This window comes from Stenotrophomonas geniculata ATCC 19374 = JCM 13324, from assembly GCF_001431625.1.
In the GTDB taxonomy this organism is placed as follows: Bacteria; Pseudomonadota; Gammaproteobacteria; order Xanthomonadales; family Xanthomonadaceae; genus Stenotrophomonas; species Stenotrophomonas geniculata.
Genome location: NZ_LLXT01000068.1, coordinates 38410 through 59669, shown reverse-complemented (window position 1 = coordinate 59669; position 21260 = coordinate 38410). Strand labels below are relative to the sequence as shown.

The window sequence follows — 21260 nt, the reverse complement described above, 5'->3', positions numbered from 1 at the left end:
CCTTCGACTCAATTCCTTCCTCGAATGGAGCCCTGCAGATTGCGCAGCACGCGATGGCGCCAGCTGTCAGTCACAGTTTGAAATGCACGTATCTAAGCGCCGGGCCCAACATGAGGCCGCTTTGGCAGCTGCTATTCCACGTCGACCCTTTTTCCATTTTTCATCCTCATCTCGGCGCGACCGCATCCGCCCTCGCCTCAGCAGTCAAGGCGCAGAGGGCCTGCTGGATGGCACTGGTGAACACATATCCGTCTCTTCCTGCGTGGGCGTCCGACGCTCCGGCCAGCGTCATCCCCCATGCCTGTGAAAACACCTGGGGGTTCGGATGGCTGGCGATGACCGCGCGCAGCCCGTACTCCAGTGCCTTGATGTAGCCGCGGTGGGCTTCTAAGTCGACCTCGCATGCCTCAAGGCGCGCGGCCAACTGTTCTAGGGAAAGTTCCATAGGAGGGCTCGACAGGTGTGGGGGGAAGGTTGGATAGTGGCGGACAGGCCACCAGAACCTACCCATGAGTATCCTCAACGTTTTGCTGAGCACTGACCAGCTGGTCGTGACGGTGGATACTTGGGCGGAGGACGCCCTAAGCGGTCAAGCCTCGGCAGGGGCGAAGGTGCTGCTCATTCCTCAGCACCAGATCTTGCTGGCGACCCGAGGGTCGGCCCAGTTCTTCCTGCGCATCTACCAGCTCTCGTTGGAAGCCAGTTTTCGAGCGGACTTCACCCTGGAGCAGCTGACGGCGGAGTTGGGGCGGGTCATTGACCAGCTTTGGCCGAACTACGCTAAAGCCGTGGCTGAAGCGGGCTTGCCGGCAGAATACTGCACCACGGAGCTGGTGCTGGGCGGATGGTCCCCCAAAAGCGGACGCATGATGGCCACCGCCTATGCCAAACACGACGCGGAGGTGCCTGCGGTGGTCCAGCCGATCACGGGGCAGCTCTCGTCGCCTGGTGAGCCCTTGCAGGATTGGCCGCCCTCAATGGCAACGCCGGCCCTGTTCGAGGCGGGCCGGCGGCAGGCGCAGTGGCTCAACGAAAGGGCGGGCAGGCGAGTGGCCGGAGGACGGTTGTTACTGGGGTTCCTTCAGCCGGGCCAAGCTGTCGTGAAAGACCTCGGCGCTCTTTAAAACTGGATCATCGTTTCTTGGCTGGAAAAGCCAAGGATTCGTGGGTCGGCCGGACCAGGCCGCTGGAGGACACGGCGGTACCTAATGGGCGGGGATTTCGTGTCCGGGCAGGTTTGAGCGGCGTGGTCAGCTCTGATCGATTTCTGAGTACAGTCGATCGACCTCTGCGCGTTCTTCGTCAGTGTAAGAGTGGCCTAGATAGAGTCCTGAATAGTCCATGGCAAGTGCGATGAATCGGTGTGCAACTTGCGCGGCGGCCGGTTTAGACAAGTCAAGGAAGGCACAAAACGCATGTCCGGTTTGGGCCGCTAGCTTGCCTAGCTCTTCCAAAAGTGCGCGCAGCGCAGTCGGGTCGAGAAATGGGCCGTTGTGCGCGTCCATCCCCATTGGCCGAAGCATCGCAAACCCTTCGACCGAGGGGTGTCCAGCTAGGCTGGAAAACGTGGCATAGATCTGTTCCCGCCGACTGCGTGCGACTCCCATGTCCGCGTCCAAGCGCTTCCTAACCGCTGCGGGAGCGAAGAGTGCCTTCTTCGTCTTGCGGTCAGCCGTACGCCACATGGCAATGTGGGTAGGGTCGATGTGGAAGGCGTTGATCAAGTAGGTGGTTTCAACAACGTCTCGGAGAAGGAGCGCAGCCGCTTGGTAGTAGCCCGAGGCCGTCAACTTCCATGACCCAGCAAAGTGATTGAAACAGCGTATCGCGAGGTGGCTCACGGCACGCTCGTCATCATTGGCTTGGTGGTGCTGGCGGAGCACGTCCAGAACGTCCATGGCCCGCTCTACCAAGGCCAAGTGATCTGAAAGATCTCGATGGGATGCGATCAGAGCAACGGAGCGCTCGTGAAGTTCCTCTTCGCCTTGATGAAGCAGTTTCATGTTGCGCGGGATGTCGAACATCCTGGTTCCTTCAGCAAGCAGAGAGTGATTCGTTTCGCCGAGCCATTCTTTTCATTCTGAGCACAACAAGCCGGTTCTCGATTGCTAGAGTCGACACAACTCTATGGAAGAGGCCGTCGTCCTTCCGATCCAGTCCTCCTGCGCAGGCAGCAAGTGGGGCGGCACTCTCGAGGTGGCCCTTTCGTTGTGGATCATTGCGGACAAATGAACAGCGGGAAAGCGCGGCGCGGTGCTGGAGAGCAGTGCTGCCTCTTGAAGGTCAAGCGCCCAAACTGCTGAAACGGGATCATATGCAGGATTGAGAAAGCTGTCCGCAGGCACGCCCACCGTCCCGCCGGCTTGGCCGGCTTTGCTCAGCGAAGGTCGGTGGGCATGGTCTGAATGGACTACCTGTCCGGTGGACTGGCTTAGATGTAACTGCTGCGGTCCAATCGCATAGACCACTTCACCAGCCACAGGTGCTTGGCTGATCCCGTTGAGCGAACGAAAGGCGCCCTGCAGGAGATGCTGGTTAATTGCGACAACGTAGCTCTCGCCCGGCAACACGACACCTCTGGCCAAATAGCCGGCGCTCTTCCCTGGATCTCCCACAAGTTTCTGGTGCTTTTCCTTCAGCGCGCTGGTGTAGCGCAGTGCGATCGCTTCGTGGGGATAGGTCCACACGCCTTCTTGGTGGGACACGTTCAGCCAGTGAGGGTCGATCCCCTTGGGCTCGGGAGTAACCAGCTCGATCCACACCGAATGACCGTTCTTCGCTGCGTTGAAGTCCGGTCCAGCAGGGGCGCTGGTCAACGAGAAGCCATCATCCCAAAGGTACTTTGCCAAGAGCATCTCCGCGAGCCTTTGGTGGTGTTCCGCGTGAGAACCCCGAGCCAGAAGTCTGGAGAAATGAGGGTCGGCCAACCCCATCTGGTGAAACTGGTCAAACAGTGTTGACAACGTCTGAAGCACCTCCAAGCGTCGCCGCAGCGGAGGCTTGGTCCATCGTTGGCCCACCCTATCGAGGAACTCTACCTTGAGCACGCCTGCGAGTGGGCGCATGTCCTGTCCTGAAATGTTGGGTGGAACCGATCGGTGCATTCGCTCGAGCGTATCCGCCGTTCATGGCAGCCGGTCTCAGACCTTCCCATGCGCCCGCGTGCGTGCCGACAAAGGTCCTGGGCGTTGATTCGCCTTCGATCTTCGACCTGCACTTTGGACTACTTGATCAAGAACTCGCTGGAATCCTTCCCTTTCTGGACCAGCGCAGCAAGCCATCTTGGTTGGCGGCCACGTCCGGACCACGTTTCGCTGGGGTTGGCCGGATTGCGGTACTTAGGGGCGACCTTGCTGCCGGCGGACTTCGAGGGTTTGCGGCCGGTGCGCTTCTTGGATGACTCGGAAGAGGCCGTTGAAACCGCTCCGTAAAGCTCCTCAATCGTGTAACCGTGGTCTTTGACGTATTGGTTGATCTTGGCTCGCATGGCGGCAGCCTTGGGCCGAGTCAGCACCTTGGTTTGCTGCTTCTCCGCCTGAGTAATGAGGGCTTTGAGTTCTTTTGCCGACAGGCCGCTGACATCAATGGTCATCTGTGTGGTCCAAGCGTAGAGGGCTTTAGCGTAATTCCAAATGGAATTCGATGCGAATGCGCCCTGATCAGCCTAGGCCCCCTCCAGAACTTGGCTGGGGCCTGGGCAACAGCTGCTGGTATCACGGATGGAACTTGCTCGGGTCCTTCAACTGCTCGGCAAATTGCCCGCGCTCGTAGCGCGGCAGTTCCACGTTGGGCTGATACAACTCCAGGGCGCTGATCTGCTTGCTCCGGGTCACCTGCGGTTTCTTGTGGAGGTAGTGCTTGCGCAACACCTGGACCCGATCCCGTGGATCGGTGCTGTGACCGGTGACCAGTGCAATCTCCCTCTCCGGAACATCGTTCACATCAAGCTCGGTCGCCAGGGTGTGGCGGAAGGCATGGAACCCGATCCCTTTGGCGAACCCAAGGATCTTCAAGTAGCGGCCGAAATCCACCACGAATTGCTGGCTGTAGCGGGCGTTGGTCTCTCCGGTCTTCCGGTTCACGCCGGCAGAGAGGAGGGGGAACAGCCGCGGGTGGCCAGTGGCCTTCATGTCTTCGACGAACTCGAGGAAACCGGCGTCCAATAGGGGCTTGGCGATGGGGACGATGCGCATGCACCCGGCTCCCTTCATGCTTTGCCGGCTACGCCGTTGGCGCTTCGGATCCGCGGCGAGGTCTTCATCGATGGTCTTTTGGAAGGCGATGCACCAGATGCCGCGCTCCTGGAGGATGTCGGTCAGCTTCAGCTGGCACACTTCGTTGACGCGAGCGCCCGTGTAGAGGCCAATCATCGGTGCCCACCAGTGCTGCGGCTTTCTCGCCCAAGGGATGAAGGCTGCCGGGTCGAAGATGGCCTGCAGGTCTCCGTCCTCGAACAGGCGGATGGCCTTGTCGGGATCGATGGCGTGATCTTCTTTTGGTTTGCGGAAGGCCTTCATGGGCGAGGACGCGATGGCTTGCCCGTTGACCAGGTGGTTGAAGAAGGCGACCAAGAAGCGCCGATGGCGCTCTTCGGTGGCCGGAGCCAAGGGCGGCACGTCTTGCTCTTTGCCCAAGGTGATAGCGTCTTCGAAGCTGAGGCGTTTCAGCAAGGGATCCGACAACAGGTTTTTCGGAGCCCAGCGCAGCAGCTGCCACAACGCTTGGATGTGTTTGTAATCTACGCGGCAGGCCGAAATGTTGCCGCAGGTCAGCAGGAGAAGCTTCAGGGTGCGCTCGGTGGCGAGCACGGTCTTGGGATCCAGCTGCCGGCGGCGCATGTCCGCGAGGTGATCATCGATCTCTTTGGCCAAGGGACGCGCCGGTGTACCCATGGGGAGTTGCTGGGGATACCGGGTTCCGTTCTTCAGCGCGCTCTTGCGGCCGATTTCGTCCAGCGCTGTCAGGATGCATTCCTGAAGATTGATTGCAGCTTCGCGACCTTGAATCGTAGCTCGTTCAATCCGGAAACGGCCAATGTGGATGCCCTCCAGATGAAGGGTGCCAAAGGGTGCGGCAATGTAATCGGTGAGGGCTGCGGAGGGTAGAGCGGTCATTGGTTCACTTCCATCTGGGGGATGGAAGTACGGATAAAACAGGCCGGAAATTCGTCAACCGGGTTGATACAGAAATTTTCGCCCCGTTCAACACCCCTAGGTGTTGTTCTGGCTGCGAGGGTGCCCTCACCATCCCGCTAAATCAGTTATCTCCGTGAAGTCCTTTAAAACAAGGTATTTCGAGCGATTTTCAAGCAATCAATAGCAGTCAATTGCGTTATGCAAAGACCTTGAAGAACAAGATGGACAAAGCGTATGTGCGCATGGATCACGTCGTTGGGAAGCCCTTCTCCATCGCCATTGCGGATTTCCATGCGCCCGGTTCGATGGTTTGGAGCCGTGTAGCGCTAATGGCGTACCTCTATGGGTTCTATGCGAAAGAGTTAGAGGTGCGGGGCAAGCGGGTGGCGGTCTCTCAAGATGTGCATGTCCTGCCCGGCGCTCCCAAGATCCCGGCGGGCTTGTTCTTCACTCCGGAGGGTGAAGAGTTGTCGGCTGTGATCTTCAGCCAAGGCGCGACCCTTGCAAAGCTCAGTCGCGTCCCTTACTCGTTCGATCTTCCCGCAGACGACTACCGTTACGTACTGTTTGCACTGAATAAGCTAACAAAGTCCTTCAAAAACGAAGATCTGAAAATGAATGAATGATAAATGCATGTTTCTGTCGTTAGTTTTATTGGGTAAATGATTTCGGGGCGGGCGTTGTCAGCTGCACCTGCGCGGAAACCCAGTCCTGAGCGTACAGCGCGCCGTATACATAGTCAGCACGGGGGCGGCGGCCAGGCTCGTCCACGCCTGCGCCAAGCCAAGACTTGGCCGGTCACGGCGGTGAGCAGTAGCAATGCGTTGGTCACGACGAAGACGGTTGAACCCATGAGAGCGCTGTAGATCGTGAAAAGCGTGGATGCGGTCATTTGACCGACGAACAGCCACTTCGAAACGGCTTCGGGGTGAGGCGATCGCCACTGTTTGACCATTTGGCGGACTAGGGTGGCGATCAACACCACGGTCGCGGCCCAGCCGAGGACATCCGGGTGCATAGATTTCCTTTGACCTGCATTAGCACGGTTCACGACACCATGTCCGGGCCGCTCCGGAGGTCGTGTGAGTGACCTCTATAGATGGCGTGAGCGGCCCCCCTGGGCCGGGTGAGTGCTTGTCGCCTATTGCGCCGTTGATGGCCCAATGCCTGACCGGTAATCTCTCTTTCTGAGGAATTGGAAGAGAAGGGCTATGAGCGACGAAGATCTGGATCAGAGGATTCGCCAAATCGATGGTTGGATCCGGGCCTTGACCAGCGAAGTACACTTCCTGGACGAACGGGTCCATTTGCTCAAGCCGTTGGTAAAGGACAGTGATGTGCAGGCTGCGATGAAGGCTAAGCTTGACCATTCGCAAGGCGTGGGGCTCTGGAACCACTTGGTGCCACTCTTGGGTCAAGACTACATCCGCGAGCTTGCCAGGCTGTTTCTCGACAAGGGAGAGAAGACCGGTAGCCTCACGAACATCTGGCGCAAGCTTCAGGTGCCGGGCGTCCGCGCGCGCTATCGGGAAAGCTATGGCGGTATGTTCGATGATATCGAAGAAGAACCGATTGAGGGCATCAGTGAAGCGACGAGAGAAGAATGGCGGCAGAAACGACGCGACCGAAACAAGGACGTTTTTGACAAAGAGTGGGCGGCCGTCTCAGTAGCGATGGACCAACTTTCCAATGATCCTGTGGGCAAAAACGTCAAGACGTTCCGTGACAAAAGGCATTCCCATTGGGAGATGCAGTTGATTGGTCAGGAGCCTGCGCCCTTTGACATTGGCACACTGGATCTCACCTACGACGGCGTGTTTGAGTTTGGCAGGCGGTGCGAAAAGGTCTTGGCAGATCTTGGGAAGTTGCTCACCCATACGCATTGGGAACCTTCCGAATTCAGTGAAATGAGCGCCGAGCAGGGAAGGGCGCTGTGGTTGACCTTGGCCAGGTGAGACAAGGTGGCTCGAGATCATTAGGCAATTCCCAAGACGATTTGGGCCGACCGGAACCGGCTCGTCGTTGAAGGGGAATACATCCAGCGCCTGGCCGGCAATGGCAGGCTGTGCCCGGAAGTGTGATCCTGTCTTTGACCGTCGGAGCAGTCATGGAGCCTATGCCCTTAGCGCTTTTCGCCGTGTTCGCCCTTTCCTTGCCCAGGGGGTTGGGGTTCGGTGACGACCTTCCCAGAAGCGCGTGGAAGAGCTCGGATGGGATCACGGTGTGCGCGCTGACGAAAAACGTGATCACAGGTAACTTCGGAGTGCTTGTGATGCGACGCCAGGTGGATGATGTCTGGGTTGTCCTTCGCAGAGAGGCAGACGCCTTTGATCTGGCGGGCGCCATGGAGATCATCGAGGATGCTTGCGGAGAGGTCGCAGGCAAGCTGCCGGTCCCTCCTGGGGTGAAGCGCCGTCCTCCACTTGTGGGCAAGGGTGTTAGGGAGTTCAGCGAAATTTTCAAGCTTCTCGCGCACCCCTATAGACGGCGCGGGGCATCGATGCTCAATGAGCTCTACTTGGCGATGCCAAACCCAGATGCCAATTGGGCCAGCGACTGTCGCACTGGAAATTTCCACACCCGACTCTGGGAGGCGCTTCTGTTTGCCAGCCTGAAGGAACAGGGCCTATGGGTCGATCAGTATCATCCGTCACCAGATTTCTATGTGCGGAATCGGACGGGGGACGACGCATGGATTGAGGCCGTCACGACAAACCCCGTGGTGCCTTACGATCACGCCCATTCTCAAGAGGTCGAGCCACCGTTGAACCGGCGAGAAAGAATGCTGGGAGGGGCTGCCGAGCGTTATGCAAAGACCTTGAAGAACAAGATGGACAAAGCGTATGTGCGCATGGATCACGTCGTTGGGAAGCCCTTCTCCATCGCCATTGCGGATTTCCATGCGCCCGGTTCGATGGTTTGGAGCCGTGTAGCGCTAATGGCGTACCTCTATGGGTTCTATGCGAAAGAGTTAGAGGTGCGGGGCAAGCGGGTGGCGGTCTCTCAAGATGTGCATGTCCTGCCCGGCGCTCCCAAGATCCCGGCGGGCTTGTTCTTCACTCCGGAGGGTGAAGAGTTGTCGGCTGTGATCTTCAGCCAAGGCGCGACCCTTGCAAAGCTCAGTCGCGTCCCTTACTCGTTCGATCTTCCCGCAGACGACTACCGTTACGTTCGCTTTGGAGAGCTCAGCGATTCTACGCCCGGTGCCTTGCGCGGGGTGCCGTTCTGCATGGACGTAAACACAGACGAATACCGCGCGCTTTGGGCTCCCTACGATCACGAGCCATGGACGGCAGAGATGGAGGTGTTCCACAACCCCAACGCCAAATATCCGTTGAGTCCCGCGCTTCTACCAGAGGCCACGCACTGGCTTTCGGTTGATGGCGTGCTGGACTGCAAAGCCTTCTTTCAGAACACTGTTCTGAAGTCAAAAACCTTGATTCAAGGCGTAGATAGGCCTGTCCCGACTGTGGACGACCTGGTCTTTAGGGATACAACCGAAGGCGAAGAATGAGCGCTGCCAGTGGCCATCAACGTCTCCCAGGGCGTGTGTAAGCCGCGTAGGCGGTTCTGTCGCCTCAGTGCAGCCCGCGTGAGCCTTTCGCTGCGTCGTCGAGGAGCAGGTTTCCCCGCATCACAGCAGCCTCGCGCACAGACGGTTCTGCGCGCGCGTGCATGTGATTTGAAAGGGCACCTAACAGTTCATCATCATCGATCTTGTCCGCTCCAGCTAGAATCGCGAGATCCGCGATTCGTTTGCGACGCTTGGCTTGCACGCGCCTTTCAAGGTCTTTTGCTTTGCTGTCTCGCCTTTGCTGTGCCAGCAAGTCTCTCGCTTGTAGCTGGGCGAGCCGTTTGGTCGCGCGGGCAATGCGTTCTTGGTAGTGATCAGTGGCGCTCATGTGGTTCTCCGGCGAATTCACGCCCAGTCAAGCAGACAAACGCGCGCCGTCAAGGATGCCATTAAGTCCGACTCTAAAAGTGGCCGTGGGGGCGCTGGCGGCTGAAACAAACGCATCAAAGCGAAAAGCAAGAGCGCACCTAGGCGTCACTACGTGACGCGTGCGCAAAGGGCTCCGCCCCTTGAACCCCAATCGCTTCCAGCGCTTGCGAAAATCCAAAGCCACGGCATAAACAAAGCCACATCCACTGCTTTGGAGCCGTATGGCAATCTACCACGCCAACGTCAAAACCTTCAGCCGAGCCAAGGGGCACTCGTCCGTTGCCGCTGCCGCCTACCGTGCTGGGCTTCTTCTCGAAGACGCGCGCACCGGGCAGCGCCACGACTACCGTCGGCGGGACGGCGTGGTTGAATCACGCTGCATCATTCCCGACGACGCACCAGGTTGGGCCTTGGTGCCTGCCGCACTTTGGACCGAGGCCGAGGCCGCGGAACGCCGCAAGGATTCCACCGTCGCTCGGGAGTTCGAGTTCGCGCTGCCCCACGAGTTGGACGATGACCAGCGATCGTCTCTCGCCATCGCCGTGGCGCGGGCATTGGTGGACCGCTACGGCTTTGCTGCACAAGCCAGCATCCACAGTCCCGGCAGCAAAGGAGGCATGAATTGGCATGTCCACATCCTAGCAACCACCCGCCGGCTTGGCCCTGACGGCTTCCTGGACAAAACCCGAGAGCTCGACGGAGGCCCTGCGGGCCGGGCCGAGGTCGAGTGGATCCGGGAGTTGGTGGCAGCCACGACGAATGCGCATCTGGAAGCTGCGAATCTGGACGTTCGCGTGGATCACCGCAGTCTGAAGGCCCAGGCCGACGAGGCGCTCGCGCGCGGGGATCTTGTGGCTGCCGCAGTCCTGTCACGCGCCCCCACGCGTCACTTGGGAAAAGACGCGTCAGCCATCGAGCGCCGAGGGGAGTACTCAGAGCTAGGGGAGAGGAACAGGTCCATTCAGGAGGCGAATCAACACGCCTTCGATGAAGTGCTAGCCCGGTTTGAACAGGAAAGCCGGGCCGCGGCGCCTGAGGGGCGCAGTGAAGCGCAGGCCCACCGCGAGGCAAAGCGTTCGACCATCGATCAGACGCTTGCCTTCTCCGATGGGCAGATCGTTGTATCGCACGGGTTGGGCAAAGCCATCGGCGAGAGGCGCTCCGACGGCAGCACCGAGGGTGCTCCCAGGGAGGCCCCCTCGGTGGAGGCCATCCGGATTGAGGTGGTCCGTCAAGGCGACGCGCTCAGGGATGAGTTGGCTGCCCATGCGCTCCATTCCACGCTGAAAGCGGTCAGTGCACTGGCGAGCGGAGAAGTCGTTCCAGAAGAGTGCAAGGAGCATCGTTCGGCGCTCAACGCACTGCTGCTGGGCTTGAAGCGGTTTGGAGCAGCATTGGTCCGTTTCCCCAAGCGTCTTAAAGCTGTGCGCCGTGCGATCCGATTGCGGCACATGGCCGAACAGGCGTGGGAAGACTTTGTGGCGGGAGTGTCTTGGACGGCTCGTGAGTGGGCTAGGCGTCGCGGCCGCCGGTTGGCAGCTCTGGAGCAGCGGTCTGCTGAGTTGGCTTCAGCCCAAGCTGCCGCAACCCCGGAGCAAGAGGCGATCTTGGCCGAAGACCTACGCTTGCGCGAAGAGTGCTTGGAGGCCGCGAGCGCAGCTGTCTTGGAACGTTGCTCTGTTCGAACCGAGCCAACCCGGGAGGCGCAGTCGGACTTCCATGAGTGGCCCGTCGCGTTGGAGGCGTCCCAGCCATCCGCCGTTCCACGGCGCCCCAGGTTGCACTTAACGCAACGAGCCCCGCCTAGCGGGGCTCCTCTCGTTTCCGGTGGCATCCTTCAATGGATAGAAGGCCCCGAGTTCCGCGACACTGAAGGTGAAGTGCTCTTCTTGGCGCGACTACGCCGCCACTCATCTGTAGGGATGAAAGTGCGGTCCACCACGGCTTCACGTGTGCGCGTTTGGGACGCCGGCGTTGGGGGTGTGAACTTGCCACGCCGTGGCTGGTCCTCCTCCCACTGTCGAATCAGTTCGGCGGACACGTCCAAGGCATGCCTCACGTCTTCGACGCGATCGCTCAATTGGCGAGAGGAGCCCTGAGACATGAGCCCGATAAGCAGTTGGCTGGCGATTTGGAACTGTGGGTGAGAGAACATGGTTGAGCTCCTTTGAGCCGAGGTGGTGCGCTCATCAAAGCACCATCGCCTCGCTTGGCAACCCGGGATTTTGGGCCTTCTTTCACAGAAGCCGAAGTTGGTCGTGCTGAAAAACCATCAGCTTTGGCCGTGCTGAAAACGCACATAGGCATGCCGATCGCACTTTCGCAGGGCTGGTCGATGATGGCTCGCGCAAGGCCAGGCATTACTCGGAAGACTAGATAGGGAAGCTCAGCAGGCTACCCTGCTTTGAGAAGCTTGATGTCCGCAATGCGCTGAAGCTGTTGAAGATGGTCTGGCGACTCGCTGGACCACCGACGCGTTAGAGCCTCGTCTCCTGGCTGGTGTTCAGCCAGCGAGGCCGCCCGCAACACCGCCAGCGATCGCGACAAAAATGGGATGTTCAAGGAGCTTGGCCAAGCGTGACTTGGCTTCTACCTTTTGTCCCTCTGTCGCACTCGATGCATCGATAGCTTGATGCAATGCCTGGATCGCTCCAACGACATTCTGGGTGTTGTGGTCGCCAATCTGGATGGAGTGCGAGCCTTGAATGTTGATGGTATTCGCTCGCTGCTGGTTTGTAGGGGGAGTTCCAATCTTCAGTTGGAAGTGAGGGCCAAAGCCACCGATGCCGACATCATAGAAAGGGGCGCTCTGGATGTAGGAGCGCTCAGTTTTCCCGCTTGGGAGCGTTCGGGTCACGTAGTCGCCAGAGTCCACGTCTGCGGTTGGGTCATTCAAGATGACGGTGGTTCCCGCAAAGGTGGCTTGGTAAGGGCCTTTAACTTCCCCAGACGGCTTTTCGATGAAGGCTTCCTGCTTCTTGCTGATCATGACGTTGAGCTCCTTTTTCTATCGTTGCGATTTCGGATCACATGAAAAGTCGGTAGGGATAACTATTACCAGGAAGATCTTGGACGTTGGAGATGGTCCTGGCGAGCTTCTGGGAGTAACGGATGCTGACGGGCACTGGGTCGTAGAGTGCGTCATTGTTCCAGTCCATTTTGGTCAGCGCCAACGTTTCGTGGGCGATCGTTTCCAGTGGTCCGCTGCCCGCGTGACGCGTCAGTAGAAGTGGACGTGGGATGCTCTTCCCGCCTTGGTAGTAGTCTGATTTGCTTGAAACGTCTGAAACATTGCCTGCAGCCCAAAGAAGAGCGGACGTGCCCGACCGGGGGACGAAGGTGCCGCGGGGGACTGGGTATCTCGCTGGCTGGGTGCGCGCCGTCCCACCAGAGGATTTGACCAGCCATACTCCCCGCCAAGTCGGTCTGGAGCTGATCTCGATGCATTCCACCTCGGGGACGGCCGTCAAGGCGTCGCGAGCACCGAGAACCTCCTCTTCTTTGAACGCATTGCTCTTGTGAATGACCATTCGCCGGGGGAGAATGCCTCCATTGCGCTGTTGGTAGATCGATAGACTACGGGCAATAACGGCTCGCATGTCTTCTCGTGACAAGAACGGATTCCTTCGTGCTTCGCGCACGTCCTTGACCGGATCCTTTGCCTCGAACGCCACGAACTGCATGCCGCCCCCGTCCATGTCGAACACCTGCGAGCAGCAGGTGACAAAGTGGGTTTCGTCGTTGACCTTCTTCAGCGCGTATGCCAAACCAATGTAGGCAGTGTCCGCGGGCACCCCCGCCAGAGGGGCGAGCTTCCAGGGAATGCCGCCGGCTTTGACATAGAGCGCGATCGACAGCCTCCAAGCCAGCTGAGCCTTGTTGGAGAAGCTGAAGGTCCGGTCGTTGACCACTTGGGTTGGGATGCCGTGCTTTGCTCCCAATGCCTTGAGGACATCGTGCGCGTCGAACCCGTCCCCGGACGTGTGAGGAAGCCACGCCTCTGGGAGATGGACTAGGACCACGTCAAACTGTTCGTGTCTTGTGCTTAGTTGCGAGAGAGCTGCGTCGAAGGCGGCCACCAGGCGATGCTGAAGCGGGCCAGATCCTGGAAGATCGTTGATGGAGTCGGGCCAGCGGATGTGGTTGGCCTTGTCCGAGGAAGCTAAGTCCACGCCGAATACACTGGCGAAACCGGGAAAATCTGGGGCGTAGCCGCTCCTATCGCTAGCCCCATGTCGCTCTTTCAGCGATGCCATAAGTGCACCCCGAGTCCAGAACGCACTTGCTGGGCCCACTGTGGCGATGCGAACGGTGGGCGTGAACTGGCTGAATGTCTGGGACGAGAAGGGGCCGTAGTGCGCCAGCCCGCGAAGGGGGTGGACGTCTCGCCCCCCGGAGTGCTCAGGAGAAAAGGCCAGCTCCGGTTCCGAAAGCAAGGACAGCGGCGGTAGCTGCGAGCGAGAAACATCTACCATCACTGCCTCCTGTCAAAGTATTTGTCGTGATGTCCAGGACGACTGAAGCCGGTGAGCGGTGAAATGCGAAAGGCTGCATCGACTCCCTCTTGATCTTCTATTCCGAACGCGTGAAAGGTGACGCCGTGTGGGGACGTGAGCAAGCTCGCCCACGCGTCGATGATGTTGGCCCAAGCACCGTTGTACTTGGTCGCCCAGCGCTCTCGTCTCCAGTCAGCGGTCGGATCTGGCTTGCGCTGCGTCGACCAGCCCAGCGGGTCGCCTTGGGCCGTGTCAGAAGGAGCCAGCCGCTCATCTTGCGGTGCTTCTACGGCAGTGTACGGGTCAAACCCGCACCACCAGCGTCCCTCAATCTCTTCCAGCCGAACCGAGATGGCTTCGTTGTAGTTGCGACCGAACTTATTCCCCGTGAGCTCGCTTCCATAGGCCGCCTTGAGCTTGGATAGTTGGCTTTCGCGGCGATGTCGCTGCTCGTCTGTTTCGTTGACCCTTGCGCTGGCAACCATAAGCGAGTGCCCGGAACGCTTAAGTCTCGGAATCAACGGTCGTCGCCGAGCCAATGCGCGAAGGAGGGCATCGTAGATGAGACCTAGCGCCCAGCTGTCTTGGACGGGGTCCAGCGTCCAATGCCCGTTTAGCACTGGTTTCAGACTGTGCAATGAAGCGAGGATTTCTGCATCTTTGCCGAAGGCTGCGAGCTCATTCCCAACCATTGCCACCGCCGACCGGCACTTCGTGGCCTTGAGCATTTCCCGCACCTCAACGATGGAGGATGGGCGGCCCAAGGCTACTCTTCTTGCCGTTATGGGGAGACTTTCAACCAGCAATGCGGAGAGGCGCAGCACGGGGAACTTCCGTGCTTCCGCCGTGCGCACCGGGATGGGAGCTGCGAGCTGGGTCGGCTGGAACGACAGGACATGGTCCAGCAGCGGGCTTGGAAGGCTGATTTGGTTGAGCAGATCGCCGGCCAACTCGTCGAACGTCGCGGACTCGATGATGAAGACGCTGACTCCCGCAGACACGGCCTTCTGCAAAAAATCATTCACAGCCGGCAGGAGCTTGGAGCGGGAAGACGCACACCAGTAGAGGCCGCTTGGGAAGGGGTTCTCGTAGGCCAGGACCGACTCAAGCGCCTCCATCACGGAGGAATCGCGTCCGCTGTAGCCGACTACGACCAGACCGAACCGCTTGCAGGCTTCAACCATAGCCCGGCGCAGATCATGGTCTTGGGAAGCCAGCTCGCTCGTGGTGTTCTTCAGGGATGTTGAACGGTAGTCGCCATGAAGCTTGGCGATGAGGGGCCAGTCAGACTCATCCAGGCAGCGAGTAGCCAGGTGTGCAGAGTCTAGAGTCGCCACCGTAGGCTTGCTCGCGGCTCCTGGGGGCATTAGGGATGCCGCCAGCAGGCTGGATTCTTCAATCAGAGGATCAAAGTTGGTCGTGAAGACGCAGGGAGCCTTTGAGGCGCTTATCAGACCGGCCAGCATGCGGTGCCCAAAACAGGGGGTGCCCTTGTTGATGGCGTCAGCGATGTATTGGCGACGATGGGTCTCTTGCGGATAAATCGCCTCGAACGCGGCCGCATACTCGGTCGGATCGTTAGGGGGCGGAAGGAGAGGGGTGCGAGAGAAGAACTCGTCAATGCGCTGAACCCACAGTGGATCACTCGGATCAACGTTTCGGCGAGGGAACCGGGTCTCTTGGCAATAGAGCCTAGCTTTGAAGTCCAGGATCATGTCGTAGCCGGTCGGGATGCCGGAGGCCGCAGAAGCGCCGGCACCGAGAAGCCACGCGTGAAGCTCGGGTCGGAGGGTAAAAGTTGTAGCGAACTTAGATGCAGAAATAACCTGGATGGATTTCGTCATCAGGCAGCTGTTGAGTGACCAGGTGAATGGGACAACTCAATCCTACTACCCCTCGTGTCTCATCTCCTCAGACTCCGAGATTGGAATCGATTCCAATCAACAAAAATGGGTCGGGCTTGCTGCAGGGGGCTTGTTGCGACGGTGTTGCGTTTTAAGCGCTGTTCGGCCGCCAATGGGCCGGAGTCATTGCTGCAGAAGGGCTTGCTTGCATATGATTCCGATGAATCCATCGTGCTTCATCAGCGGGGTGTGGTCCTTGGACGCCTTGGCGTTGCTGGTGTTGTCTTTTGTATCAGTCACTTGGGGCGTTTCGCGTCTTGGCAGGGCGTCGGGGCGTGGCCACGCGCAGGCATGGCCGGAGAGATCGTTAGTGTAGCGACCTGGGGCGGTCGATGATCCCGACCGGAAGCCCAGAGACAAGGGCGGTTGCCCGCGACTGTCCGTACGCCAACGCAGGCCCCCGTACACCTGCGGTTTGGTTGATTTCCACGGGGCCCCACGGTAGTGTCAGCCCCGGCGATTTCCGCCAAGCGGCCTCCATGGAAACCGGGGCGACTCATCCCGGGCGGGCGTTGATGGAAAGAACAAGCATGACTGCAGCCTGCATGGCCGCCGAACCTCGTTACACCTGGCGTACCGTCCTGCTGAGCATCCTGGTCGCCATCGTTCCGCTTGCCGGCTCCGCACCCTACACCTTGCTGAAGGCGGTGCTGCTGCTGGCCCTGCTGGTCACCGGCGTGGTTCTGATCCGCCGCCAGCCCGATGTCCGCCTGCGCTACCGCATCGCCCGGTTCATCGTGATCGTCTGCTTCCTGCGCCTGGCCTATGCCTTCTACAGCATCCTCTGGCACGGGCTGCGCTGGAACGAACTGGACCTTCCTGCACAGACACTGCTCTACCTGGGCACCGCTGCAGTGTTCGCCACTGCGCTGGACTGGCGCCTGATCTGGAAGATCTTCGCCCTGTCCACCCTGGTCTTCGGCGGGTCGTGCATCGTGCAGCACCACGTGATGGGCCTTGAACGCGCGCACGGTTTCAGTGGCGGCGAATGGACCGCCATCGAGTTCACCATGGTGACGCTGTGCATGGCGCTGTTCTCGGTCATCCGGTTGATCCAGCCCAATGTCCATCCGGCCGAACGCTGGCTGCACGGCGTGGCCATCGCCGTCGGCGTCTATGGTTCGATCCTGGCGCAGAGCCGCGGGCCGATCCTGGCGTTCATTCCCGCCATGCTGATGGTGATTGCGGTGCACGTCCGGCGCACCCGGCGCTGGCGGGGGGCACTGGCCTTCGTCGGTGCCCTGGTCATTGGCGTGGTCGGCGCCACCTCGGTGCTGAACCATGAGGTGATCCAGCGCTTCGGTGAGGTCAGTGGCGAGATCTCCGGTTTCAACCAGGAAAACGAGGTCGGCTCGGTCCGCGAGCGCATCGCCATGTGGGGCGTGGCCGTCGACGCCTTCGCCGAGCATCCCGTGGCGGGGGTGGGCCTGAACCAGTTCGGTACCTATGCACGTGAGGGCATCGCCCGCGGCGAGGTGTCCGAGTCGATCTTCCGCTACAACCACCCACACAACGAGTACCTGGAAGCGGCGGTGACCGGTGGCGTGCCGTTGCTGCTGATCATGCTGCTGGTCTTCATCCTGCCCGGCATCCATTTCGTGCGACGTCTCGGCCACGCCGACGACATCACCGCGATGATCGCCACCGCCGGACTTGCCGTGGTCATCGTCTATGCGCTTTCGGCGTTCACGGACAACGTGTTCTACCGGGCGATGCCGCATTCGTTCTATTTCTACCTGGTGCTGGGTTTCATGCTGGCGACCGCCTTGCCGGCGCGTGACCTGCTCCGGCCAGGGAGTCCCTCCTGATGGCGCATATCCATCTGCTGGCCGCCGACAACCAGCGTGGGCTGTCCCATGACATCCAGGTGATCGAGCGCTCGTTGCAGCAGCTCGGGCACACGGTGACGGTCAGCCGCCTGGACGCGGTCCGCAATGGTGGCGCCTGGAAACTCCGCGGAATGCGCCTGCGCAGGCTGCTGGCCTCGTGGCTGAGCCTGGGGCGCACGCCGGCCCGGTTCGACGTCAACATCTCGCTGGAACATGTCCGGCCGGCGAGCTTCGGACTGGCCAACGTCAATCTGTTGATCCCGAATCCGGAATGGGTGTCCGCACGCAGCCTGCGGATCCTGCCGCGGTTCGATGCGTTGCTGACCAAGACCGAAGAAGCCACGCGCATCTTCAACGCGCTGGGCATGCGCGCGCTGGAAGTCGGTTTCTGCAGCCGTGACCGCTACGACCCGGCAGTGCCGCGCAGGCCGCGCAGCTTCCTGCATGCGGCCGGTACCAGCCGTATGAAGGGAACGGCTGCACTCGTCAATGTCTGGAAACGGCACCCCGAATGGCCCTTGCTGACCATCCTGCGCGGCGGCCCTTCGGACGAAGATGAGGGCGGTGCCGCGAACCTGAGAATCGTCCGCGAGCGGCTGCCCGACCAGGAGGTGCAGCGCCTGCAGAACGAACATGCGTTCCACCTGTGCCTGTCGCAGACCGAAGGCTGGGGCCACTATCTGGTGGAAGCGATGAGCTGCGGGGCGGTGGTGATCACCTGTGACGGCGCGCCGATGAATCAGATGATCGACGACAGCCGCGGCATCCTGGTTGCCGCGCACGAGGGCGAGCCCTGCCATCTGTCTAGGACCTGGCATGTGGATGAGAAGGCGCTGGAACAGGCCGTCGAGCGCGCGCTGGCGATGGATGAGGCCGAGTGGACCCGGCTGGGCGCCAATGCACGCGCATGGCACCTGGCCAGCGAGGTGGCGTTCCCGCGCCGTCTGGGCGATGCCCTGGCCAAGCTCTGAGCTGATGTGGGGCTGGTCGCTGCAGCCCGCTCAGCCAGGCACCAGGGTGATCTGCGGATGGCTGCCGAAGATCTCCATGACGATCTCGAAGTAGGTCTGTCCCTGGCCAAGCGCCAGTGCCGTCAACTGAGCCTGGATGGCCGCACCGTTGAACCTGCCGCCCTGAGCGAGTTTTGATTGCAGCCAGGCGCGCGTGGTCTCGCGGCCCAGTGCATCGCGGCTGTGGGCGATGTCACGCCACACCACCGTGGCGATGGCATGGCCTGCGAGAGCGCCGTAGCCGCCGTGAAGCAGGTCATCAAGCGCATCCAGGCTTGCGCCCAATTGCCAGTCTTCGTCGGCCATGAACACGCGATTGATTTCCACGTAGAGGCTGGCGATGTCGTTGATGGACGCGCCTTCGATGTGCAGGATCCGTGTCATCTGCAGACTGTAGCCCTCCCGGGCGGCGGTTGTGTCCGGCGCAGATAATCCAGGGCCGCTTCGGATGGAGCTGGCATGATTATGGTGTTAAACCTGCGTGATTTTCATCGGGCGCTGGCGTGTCAGCGGTATTCGATAATGATATGGCGCCATTATCTGCCGCCTTGTTTTCTGACTGCCTGCACAGTTCCATATATTTGGATCGGTCCATATATAAAGTCCCGTAAAGTTTCCCTTCGCTGCGCCGCCATCGAACGTACGGCCACGATCAAGGGAATTGAGATGCTTGCCTTACGTAATCTCCGTGTGGGATCCCGGCTTGGCGCCGGCTTCGGTCTGCTGCTGCTGTTCATCATGGCCATCGTTGGCCTGGTGCTGTATGGGAATCAGCTGAAATCCGCCCAGTTCGAGAAAGTGGTGGACGTCAACATGGTCAAGATGCGTTTGTTGAATGACATGCTTGATACCAACAACGCGGTGCTGATGCATCGCCGCCTGATGGTGATCAAGCGGGGTGATGAGTTCGACAAGGATTACCAGCGTGCCCAGGAGTTGTCGCGGACCTATGACGGTATCTGGGCCAAGTACATCAAGATTCCGCGTGACGCCACCGGCGATACCCTGGTCGCGCGCATCGAGGCGGCACGAAAGGCCACCGATGCATCAACCCAGCAACTGCATGAGCGCATGAAGGTGGGGGATTTTGATGGGGCAGCGAAGGAGCTGCTGGCCGAGCACGGTCTGGCAACGGCCTGGAATGAATCCATCTCGGCCCTGCTGCGCCACCAGGAAACACTGACCGAACGCAGCCGCGAAGAGTACCGCGCAACCGAATCGTGGACCGGCACGCTGTCGATCGCGTTCGGGGCACTGAGCCTGCTGCTGGGCACGTTGGCGGCCTGGGCGATCACCCGCAGCCTGACCCGTCCGCTGGAAGGCGCGGTGAAGCTGGCCGACGGCATCGCCAGTGGCCGCCTGGACAGCAGCATCGACGCCACCGGCAACGACGAGGTGACCCAGCTGCTGAAGTCGATGCAGCGCATGCAGGCACAGCTGCAGTCGGTGATGGCGGCGCAGGGCGAGCTGGCACGCCAGCACGATGCCGGCAGCCTCAGCTACCGCATGGACGAGAGCGCATTCCCCGGCGACTACGGGCGCATGGTGCATGAGACCAATGCGCTGGTTGGATCGCACGTGCAGGTACAGAACCGGCTGATCGAGGTGATGAAGCACTACGCACGCGGCGATCTGTCGGTGGACATGGACCCGCTGCCCGGCGAGAAGGCGGCGATCACCCAGGCGATGGACGAAACCAAGTCCAGCCTGTCGGCGATCAACAGCGAGATCCGCCGGCTGGCGACAGCGGCCGCGGCAGGCGACTTCAGCCTGCGCGGTGATGAAGATCGCTTCGCCTACGATTTCCGCGACATGGTGGCAGGGCTCAATCGCCTGATGCAGACCACCGACGAGAACCTGGTGCAGGTCTCGACCCTGCTGCAGGCCATCTCGCGCGGCGACCTGACCGTGCGCATGCAGGGGGATTTCCACGGCGTGTTCGCGCGCATGCGTGATGACTGCAACGCCACCGTCGATCAGCTCAAGCAGATCGTGGGCCGTATCCAGGCCAGTGCTTCCAGTATCAACCTGGCAGCGGGCGAGATCGCCTCGGGCAACACCGACCTGTCGCGGCGTACCGAACAGCAGGCGGCGAACCTGGAAGAAACGGCAGCGTCGATGGAGGAACTGACCTCTACCGTGAAGCAGAACGCCGAGCATGCACGCCAGGCCAACCAGCTGGCCATCGGCGCGCATGGTGTTGCCTCGCAGGGCGGTGAAGTGGTCGGGCAGGTGGTCACCACGATGTCGGCCATCGAAGCCGCGTCGAAGAAGATCGCCGAGATCATCTCGGTCATCGATGGCATCGCCTTCCAGACCAATATCCTCGCGTTGAACGCGGCGGTCGAAGCTGCGCGTGCTGGCGAGCAGGGCAGAGGCTTTGCAGTGGTGGCCAGCGAAGTGCGTACGCTGGCGCAGCGCTCGGCGGGCGCGGCCAAGGAGATCAAGGGCCTGATCGAGGATTCGGTCGGCAAGGTCGCAGACGGCTCGGCGCTGGTCCGCCAGGCCGGCACCACGATGGGCGAGATCGTGGCCTCGGTGCAGCGCGTGACCGACATCATGGCCGATATCTCTGCTGCCTCCCAGGAGCAGAGCTCGGGCATCGAACAGGTCAACCAGGCGGTGGTGCAGATGGATGAGACCACCCAGCAGAATGCCGCGCTGGTCGAAGAAGCCAGTGCCGCAGCGCGCTCGATGGAGGAGCAGGCGAACCTGCTGGCCGAAGCCGTGTCGGTGTTCCGCACGGGGGCGGTGACCGCCGCCGCCGCAGTACGCCCTGCGCTGGCAGCCGTGGCGGCATTGGTTGCGCCGGTACGCCGGCCTGCGGTGCTGTCGCCGCGGCTTGAGCCGACGCTGGCCGCCAATGCGGGTGGTTGGGAAGAGTTCTAGCAGAGGGCAATGCCGGCAGGGAGACGGCGCCCATCGCGACGGCTGGTCGCGATG

The 21260-nt window shown here is 60.5% G+C and carries 18 protein-coding genes and 1 pseudogene; 8 read left to right on the top strand and 11 right to left on the bottom strand.

Annotated features, from left to right (window positions below):
- Positions 1 to 166 precede the first annotated feature (166 nt).
- Positions 167 to 445: a hypothetical protein gene (locus tag ARC63_RS03790; RefSeq protein ID WP_057502554.1), complete on the bottom strand. Its 279-nt coding sequence runs from the start codon at positions 443 to 445 to the stop codon at positions 167 to 169.
- A gap of 64 nt (positions 446 to 509) precedes the next feature.
- Here ARC63_RS03790 and ARC63_RS03785 point away from each other — a divergent pair, with 64 nt between their 5' ends.
- On the top strand, positions 510 to 1124 hold the full coding sequence (locus tag ARC63_RS03785) for a hypothetical protein (protein ID WP_057502553.1): 615 nt from the start codon (positions 510 to 512) through the stop codon (positions 1122 to 1124).
- A gap of 126 nt (positions 1125 to 1250) precedes the next feature.
- Here the strand turns inward: ARC63_RS03785 and ARC63_RS03780 are convergent, their stop codons facing one another.
- The 4 genes from ARC63_RS03780 to ARC63_RS03765 form a co-directional block, all read right to left on the bottom strand.
- Entirely contained in the window at positions 1251 to 2024 is a 774-nt protein-coding gene (locus ARC63_RS03780) for a hypothetical protein (protein WP_057502552.1), read from the bottom strand.
- Positions 2025 to 2108: 84 nt separating this feature from the next.
- On the bottom strand, positions 2109 to 3065 hold the full coding sequence (locus tag ARC63_RS03775) for a hypothetical protein (protein ID WP_057502551.1): 957 nt from the start codon (positions 3063 to 3065) through the stop codon (positions 2109 to 2111).
- A 158-nt stretch (positions 3066 to 3223) separates the two neighbouring features.
- Positions 3224 to 3592: an H-NS histone family protein gene (locus ARC63_RS03770; protein ID WP_057502550.1), complete on the bottom strand. Its 369-nt coding sequence runs from the start codon at positions 3590 to 3592 to the stop codon at positions 3224 to 3226.
- A 121-nt stretch (positions 3593 to 3713) separates the two neighbouring features.
- Complete coding sequence (locus ARC63_RS03765; protein ID WP_057502549.1) at positions 3714 to 5114, bottom strand: site-specific integrase; 1401 nt, start codon at positions 5112 to 5114, stop codon at positions 3714 to 3716.
- A gap of 230 nt (positions 5115 to 5344) precedes the next feature.
- Here ARC63_RS03765 and ARC63_RS03760 point away from each other — a divergent pair, with 230 nt between their 5' ends.
- On the top strand, positions 5345 to 5761 hold the full coding sequence (locus ARC63_RS03760) for a hypothetical protein (RefSeq protein WP_231298568.1): 417 nt from the start codon (positions 5345 to 5347) through the stop codon (positions 5759 to 5761).
- Between the two features lie 113 nt (positions 5762 to 5874).
- Here ARC63_RS03760 and ARC63_RS23490 read toward each other — a convergent pair whose 3' ends face one another.
- Entirely contained in the window at positions 5875 to 6153 is a 279-nt protein-coding gene (locus ARC63_RS23490) for a PQ-loop repeat-containing protein (protein WP_057502547.1), read from the bottom strand.
- Positions 6154 to 6346: 193 nt separating this feature from the next.
- Here ARC63_RS23490 and ARC63_RS03750 point away from each other — a divergent pair, with 193 nt between their 5' ends.
- Complete coding sequence (locus ARC63_RS03750) at positions 6347 to 7090, top strand: AbiU2 domain-containing protein (protein WP_231298567.1); 744 nt, start codon at positions 6347 to 6349, stop codon at positions 7088 to 7090.
- 152 nt (positions 7091 to 7242) lie between these two features.
- The gene (locus tag ARC63_RS03745) at positions 7243 to 8649 is read left to right on the top strand and encodes a hypothetical protein (RefSeq protein WP_057502546.1); all 1407 of its coding nucleotides are present in this window, start codon (positions 7243 to 7245) and stop codon (positions 8647 to 8649) included.
- Positions 8650 to 8713: 64 nt separating this feature from the next.
- Here ARC63_RS03745 and ARC63_RS03740 read toward each other — a convergent pair whose 3' ends face one another.
- Complete coding sequence (locus ARC63_RS03740; protein WP_057502545.1) at positions 8714 to 9037, bottom strand: hypothetical protein; 324 nt, start codon at positions 9035 to 9037, stop codon at positions 8714 to 8716.
- A gap of 262 nt (positions 9038 to 9299) precedes the next feature.
- Here ARC63_RS03740 and mobQ point away from each other — a divergent pair.
- Positions 9300 to 10862 (top strand): annotated as a pseudogene (gene mobQ / locus ARC63_RS03735) (MobQ family relaxase); the annotation flags it as partial.
- A gap of 719 nt (positions 10863 to 11581) precedes the next feature.
- Here mobQ and ARC63_RS03730 read toward each other — a convergent pair.
- The 3 genes from ARC63_RS03730 to ARC63_RS03720 all read right to left on the bottom strand — a co-directional run bounded on the left by ARC63_RS03730 (position 11582) and on the right by ARC63_RS03720 (position 15418).
- A complete protein-coding gene (locus ARC63_RS03730) occupies positions 11582 to 12067 on the bottom strand; it encodes an RIP homotypic interaction motif-containing protein (protein ID WP_057502544.1) in 486 nt (161 codons plus the stop codon).
- A 37-nt stretch (positions 12068 to 12104) separates the two neighbouring features.
- Positions 12105 to 13334, bottom strand: coding sequence for an argonaute/piwi family protein (locus tag ARC63_RS03725; RefSeq protein WP_228756480.1), 1230 nt, complete (start codon positions 13332 to 13334; stop codon positions 12105 to 12107).
- 218 nt (positions 13335 to 13552) lie between these two features.
- A complete protein-coding gene (locus tag ARC63_RS03720; RefSeq protein WP_064968322.1) occupies positions 13553 to 15418 on the bottom strand; it encodes an SIR2 family protein in 1866 nt (621 codons plus the stop codon).
- A gap of 590 nt (positions 15419 to 16008) precedes the next feature.
- On the opposite strand from ARC63_RS03720, the gene ARC63_RS03715 reads away from it, so the two are divergent.
- Both ARC63_RS03715 and ARC63_RS03710 read left to right on the top strand, forming a co-directional pair.
- Positions 16009 to 17286 (top strand): O-antigen ligase family protein, encoded by a 1278-nt coding sequence (locus ARC63_RS03715; protein WP_043396651.1) that lies wholly within the window; start codon positions 16009 to 16011, stop codon positions 17284 to 17286.
- Positions 17286 to 18278: a glycosyltransferase gene (locus tag ARC63_RS03710; protein ID WP_010483226.1), complete on the top strand. Its 993-nt coding sequence runs from the start codon at positions 17286 to 17288 to the stop codon at positions 18276 to 18278. Before ARC63_RS03715 ends, ARC63_RS03710 begins: the two co-directional genes overlap by 1 nt.
- Before the next feature lie 30 nt (positions 18279 to 18308).
- Here the strand turns inward: ARC63_RS03710 and ARC63_RS03705 are convergent, their stop codons facing one another.
- Complete coding sequence (locus tag ARC63_RS03705) at positions 18309 to 18701, bottom strand: barstar family protein (RefSeq protein ID WP_057502542.1); 393 nt, start codon at positions 18699 to 18701, stop codon at positions 18309 to 18311.
- A 282-nt stretch (positions 18702 to 18983) separates the two neighbouring features.
- Between ARC63_RS03705 and ARC63_RS03700 the strand changes: the two genes are divergently transcribed.
- Positions 18984 to 21206: a methyl-accepting chemotaxis protein gene (locus ARC63_RS03700; protein ID WP_057502541.1), complete on the top strand. Its 2223-nt coding sequence runs from the start codon at positions 18984 to 18986 to the stop codon at positions 21204 to 21206.
- The last annotated feature ends 54 nt before the right edge of the window (positions 21207 to 21260 follow it).

Excerpts from the sequence above, each read along its gene's own strand:
- ARC63_RS03790 (WP_057502554.1), bottom strand. The coding sequence starts at position 445 with ATGGAACTTTCCCTAGAACAGTTGGCCGCGCGCCTTGAGGCATGCGAG.
- ARC63_RS03785 (WP_057502553.1), top strand. The coding sequence starts at position 510 with ATGAGTATCCTCAACGTTTTGCTGAGCACTGACCAGCTGGTCGTGACG.
- ARC63_RS03780 (WP_057502552.1), bottom strand. The coding sequence starts at position 2,024 with ATGTTCGACATCCCGCGCAACATGAAACTGCTTCATCAAGGCGAAGAG.
- ARC63_RS03775 (WP_057502551.1), bottom strand. The coding sequence starts at position 3,065 with ATGCGCCCACTCGCAGGCGTGCTCAAGGTAGAGTTCCTCGATAGGGTG.
- ARC63_RS03770 (WP_057502550.1), bottom strand. The coding sequence starts at position 3,592 with ATGACCATTGATGTCAGCGGCCTGTCGGCAAAAGAACTCAAAGCCCTC.
- ARC63_RS03765 (WP_057502549.1), bottom strand. The coding sequence starts at position 5,114 with ATGACCGCTCTACCCTCCGCAGCCCTCACCGATTACATTGCCGCACCC.
- ARC63_RS23490 (WP_057502547.1), bottom strand. The coding sequence starts at position 6,153 with ATGCACCCGGATGTCCTCGGCTGGGCCGCGACCGTGGTGTTGATCGCC.
- ARC63_RS03750 (WP_231298567.1), top strand. The coding sequence starts at position 6,347 with ATGAGCGACGAAGATCTGGATCAGAGGATTCGCCAAATCGATGGTTGG.
- ARC63_RS03745 (WP_057502546.1), top strand. The coding sequence starts at position 7,243 with ATGGAGCCTATGCCCTTAGCGCTTTTCGCCGTGTTCGCCCTTTCCTTG.
- ARC63_RS03740 (WP_057502545.1), bottom strand. The coding sequence starts at position 9,037 with ATGAGCGCCACTGATCACTACCAAGAACGCATTGCCCGCGCGACCAAA.
- ARC63_RS03730 (WP_057502544.1), bottom strand. The coding sequence starts at position 12,067 with ATGATCAGCAAGAAGCAGGAAGCCTTCATCGAAAAGCCGTCTGGGGAA.
- ARC63_RS03725 (WP_228756480.1), bottom strand. The coding sequence starts at position 13,334 with ATGGCATCGCTGAAAGAGCGACATGGGGCTAGCGATAGGAGCGGCTAC.
- ARC63_RS03720 (WP_064968322.1), bottom strand. The coding sequence starts at position 15,418 with ATGACGAAATCCATCCAGGTTATTTCTGCATCTAAGTTCGCTACAACT.
- ARC63_RS03715 (WP_043396651.1), top strand. The coding sequence starts at position 16,009 with ATGACTGCAGCCTGCATGGCCGCCGAACCTCGTTACACCTGGCGTACC.
- ARC63_RS03710 (WP_010483226.1), top strand. The coding sequence starts at position 17,286 with ATGGCGCATATCCATCTGCTGGCCGCCGACAACCAGCGTGGGCTGTCC.
- ARC63_RS03705 (WP_057502542.1), bottom strand. The coding sequence starts at position 18,701 with ATGACACGGATCCTGCACATCGAAGGCGCGTCCATCAACGACATCGCC.
- ARC63_RS03700 (WP_057502541.1), top strand. The coding sequence starts at position 18,984 with ATGCTTGCCTTACGTAATCTCCGTGTGGGATCCCGGCTTGGCGCCGGC.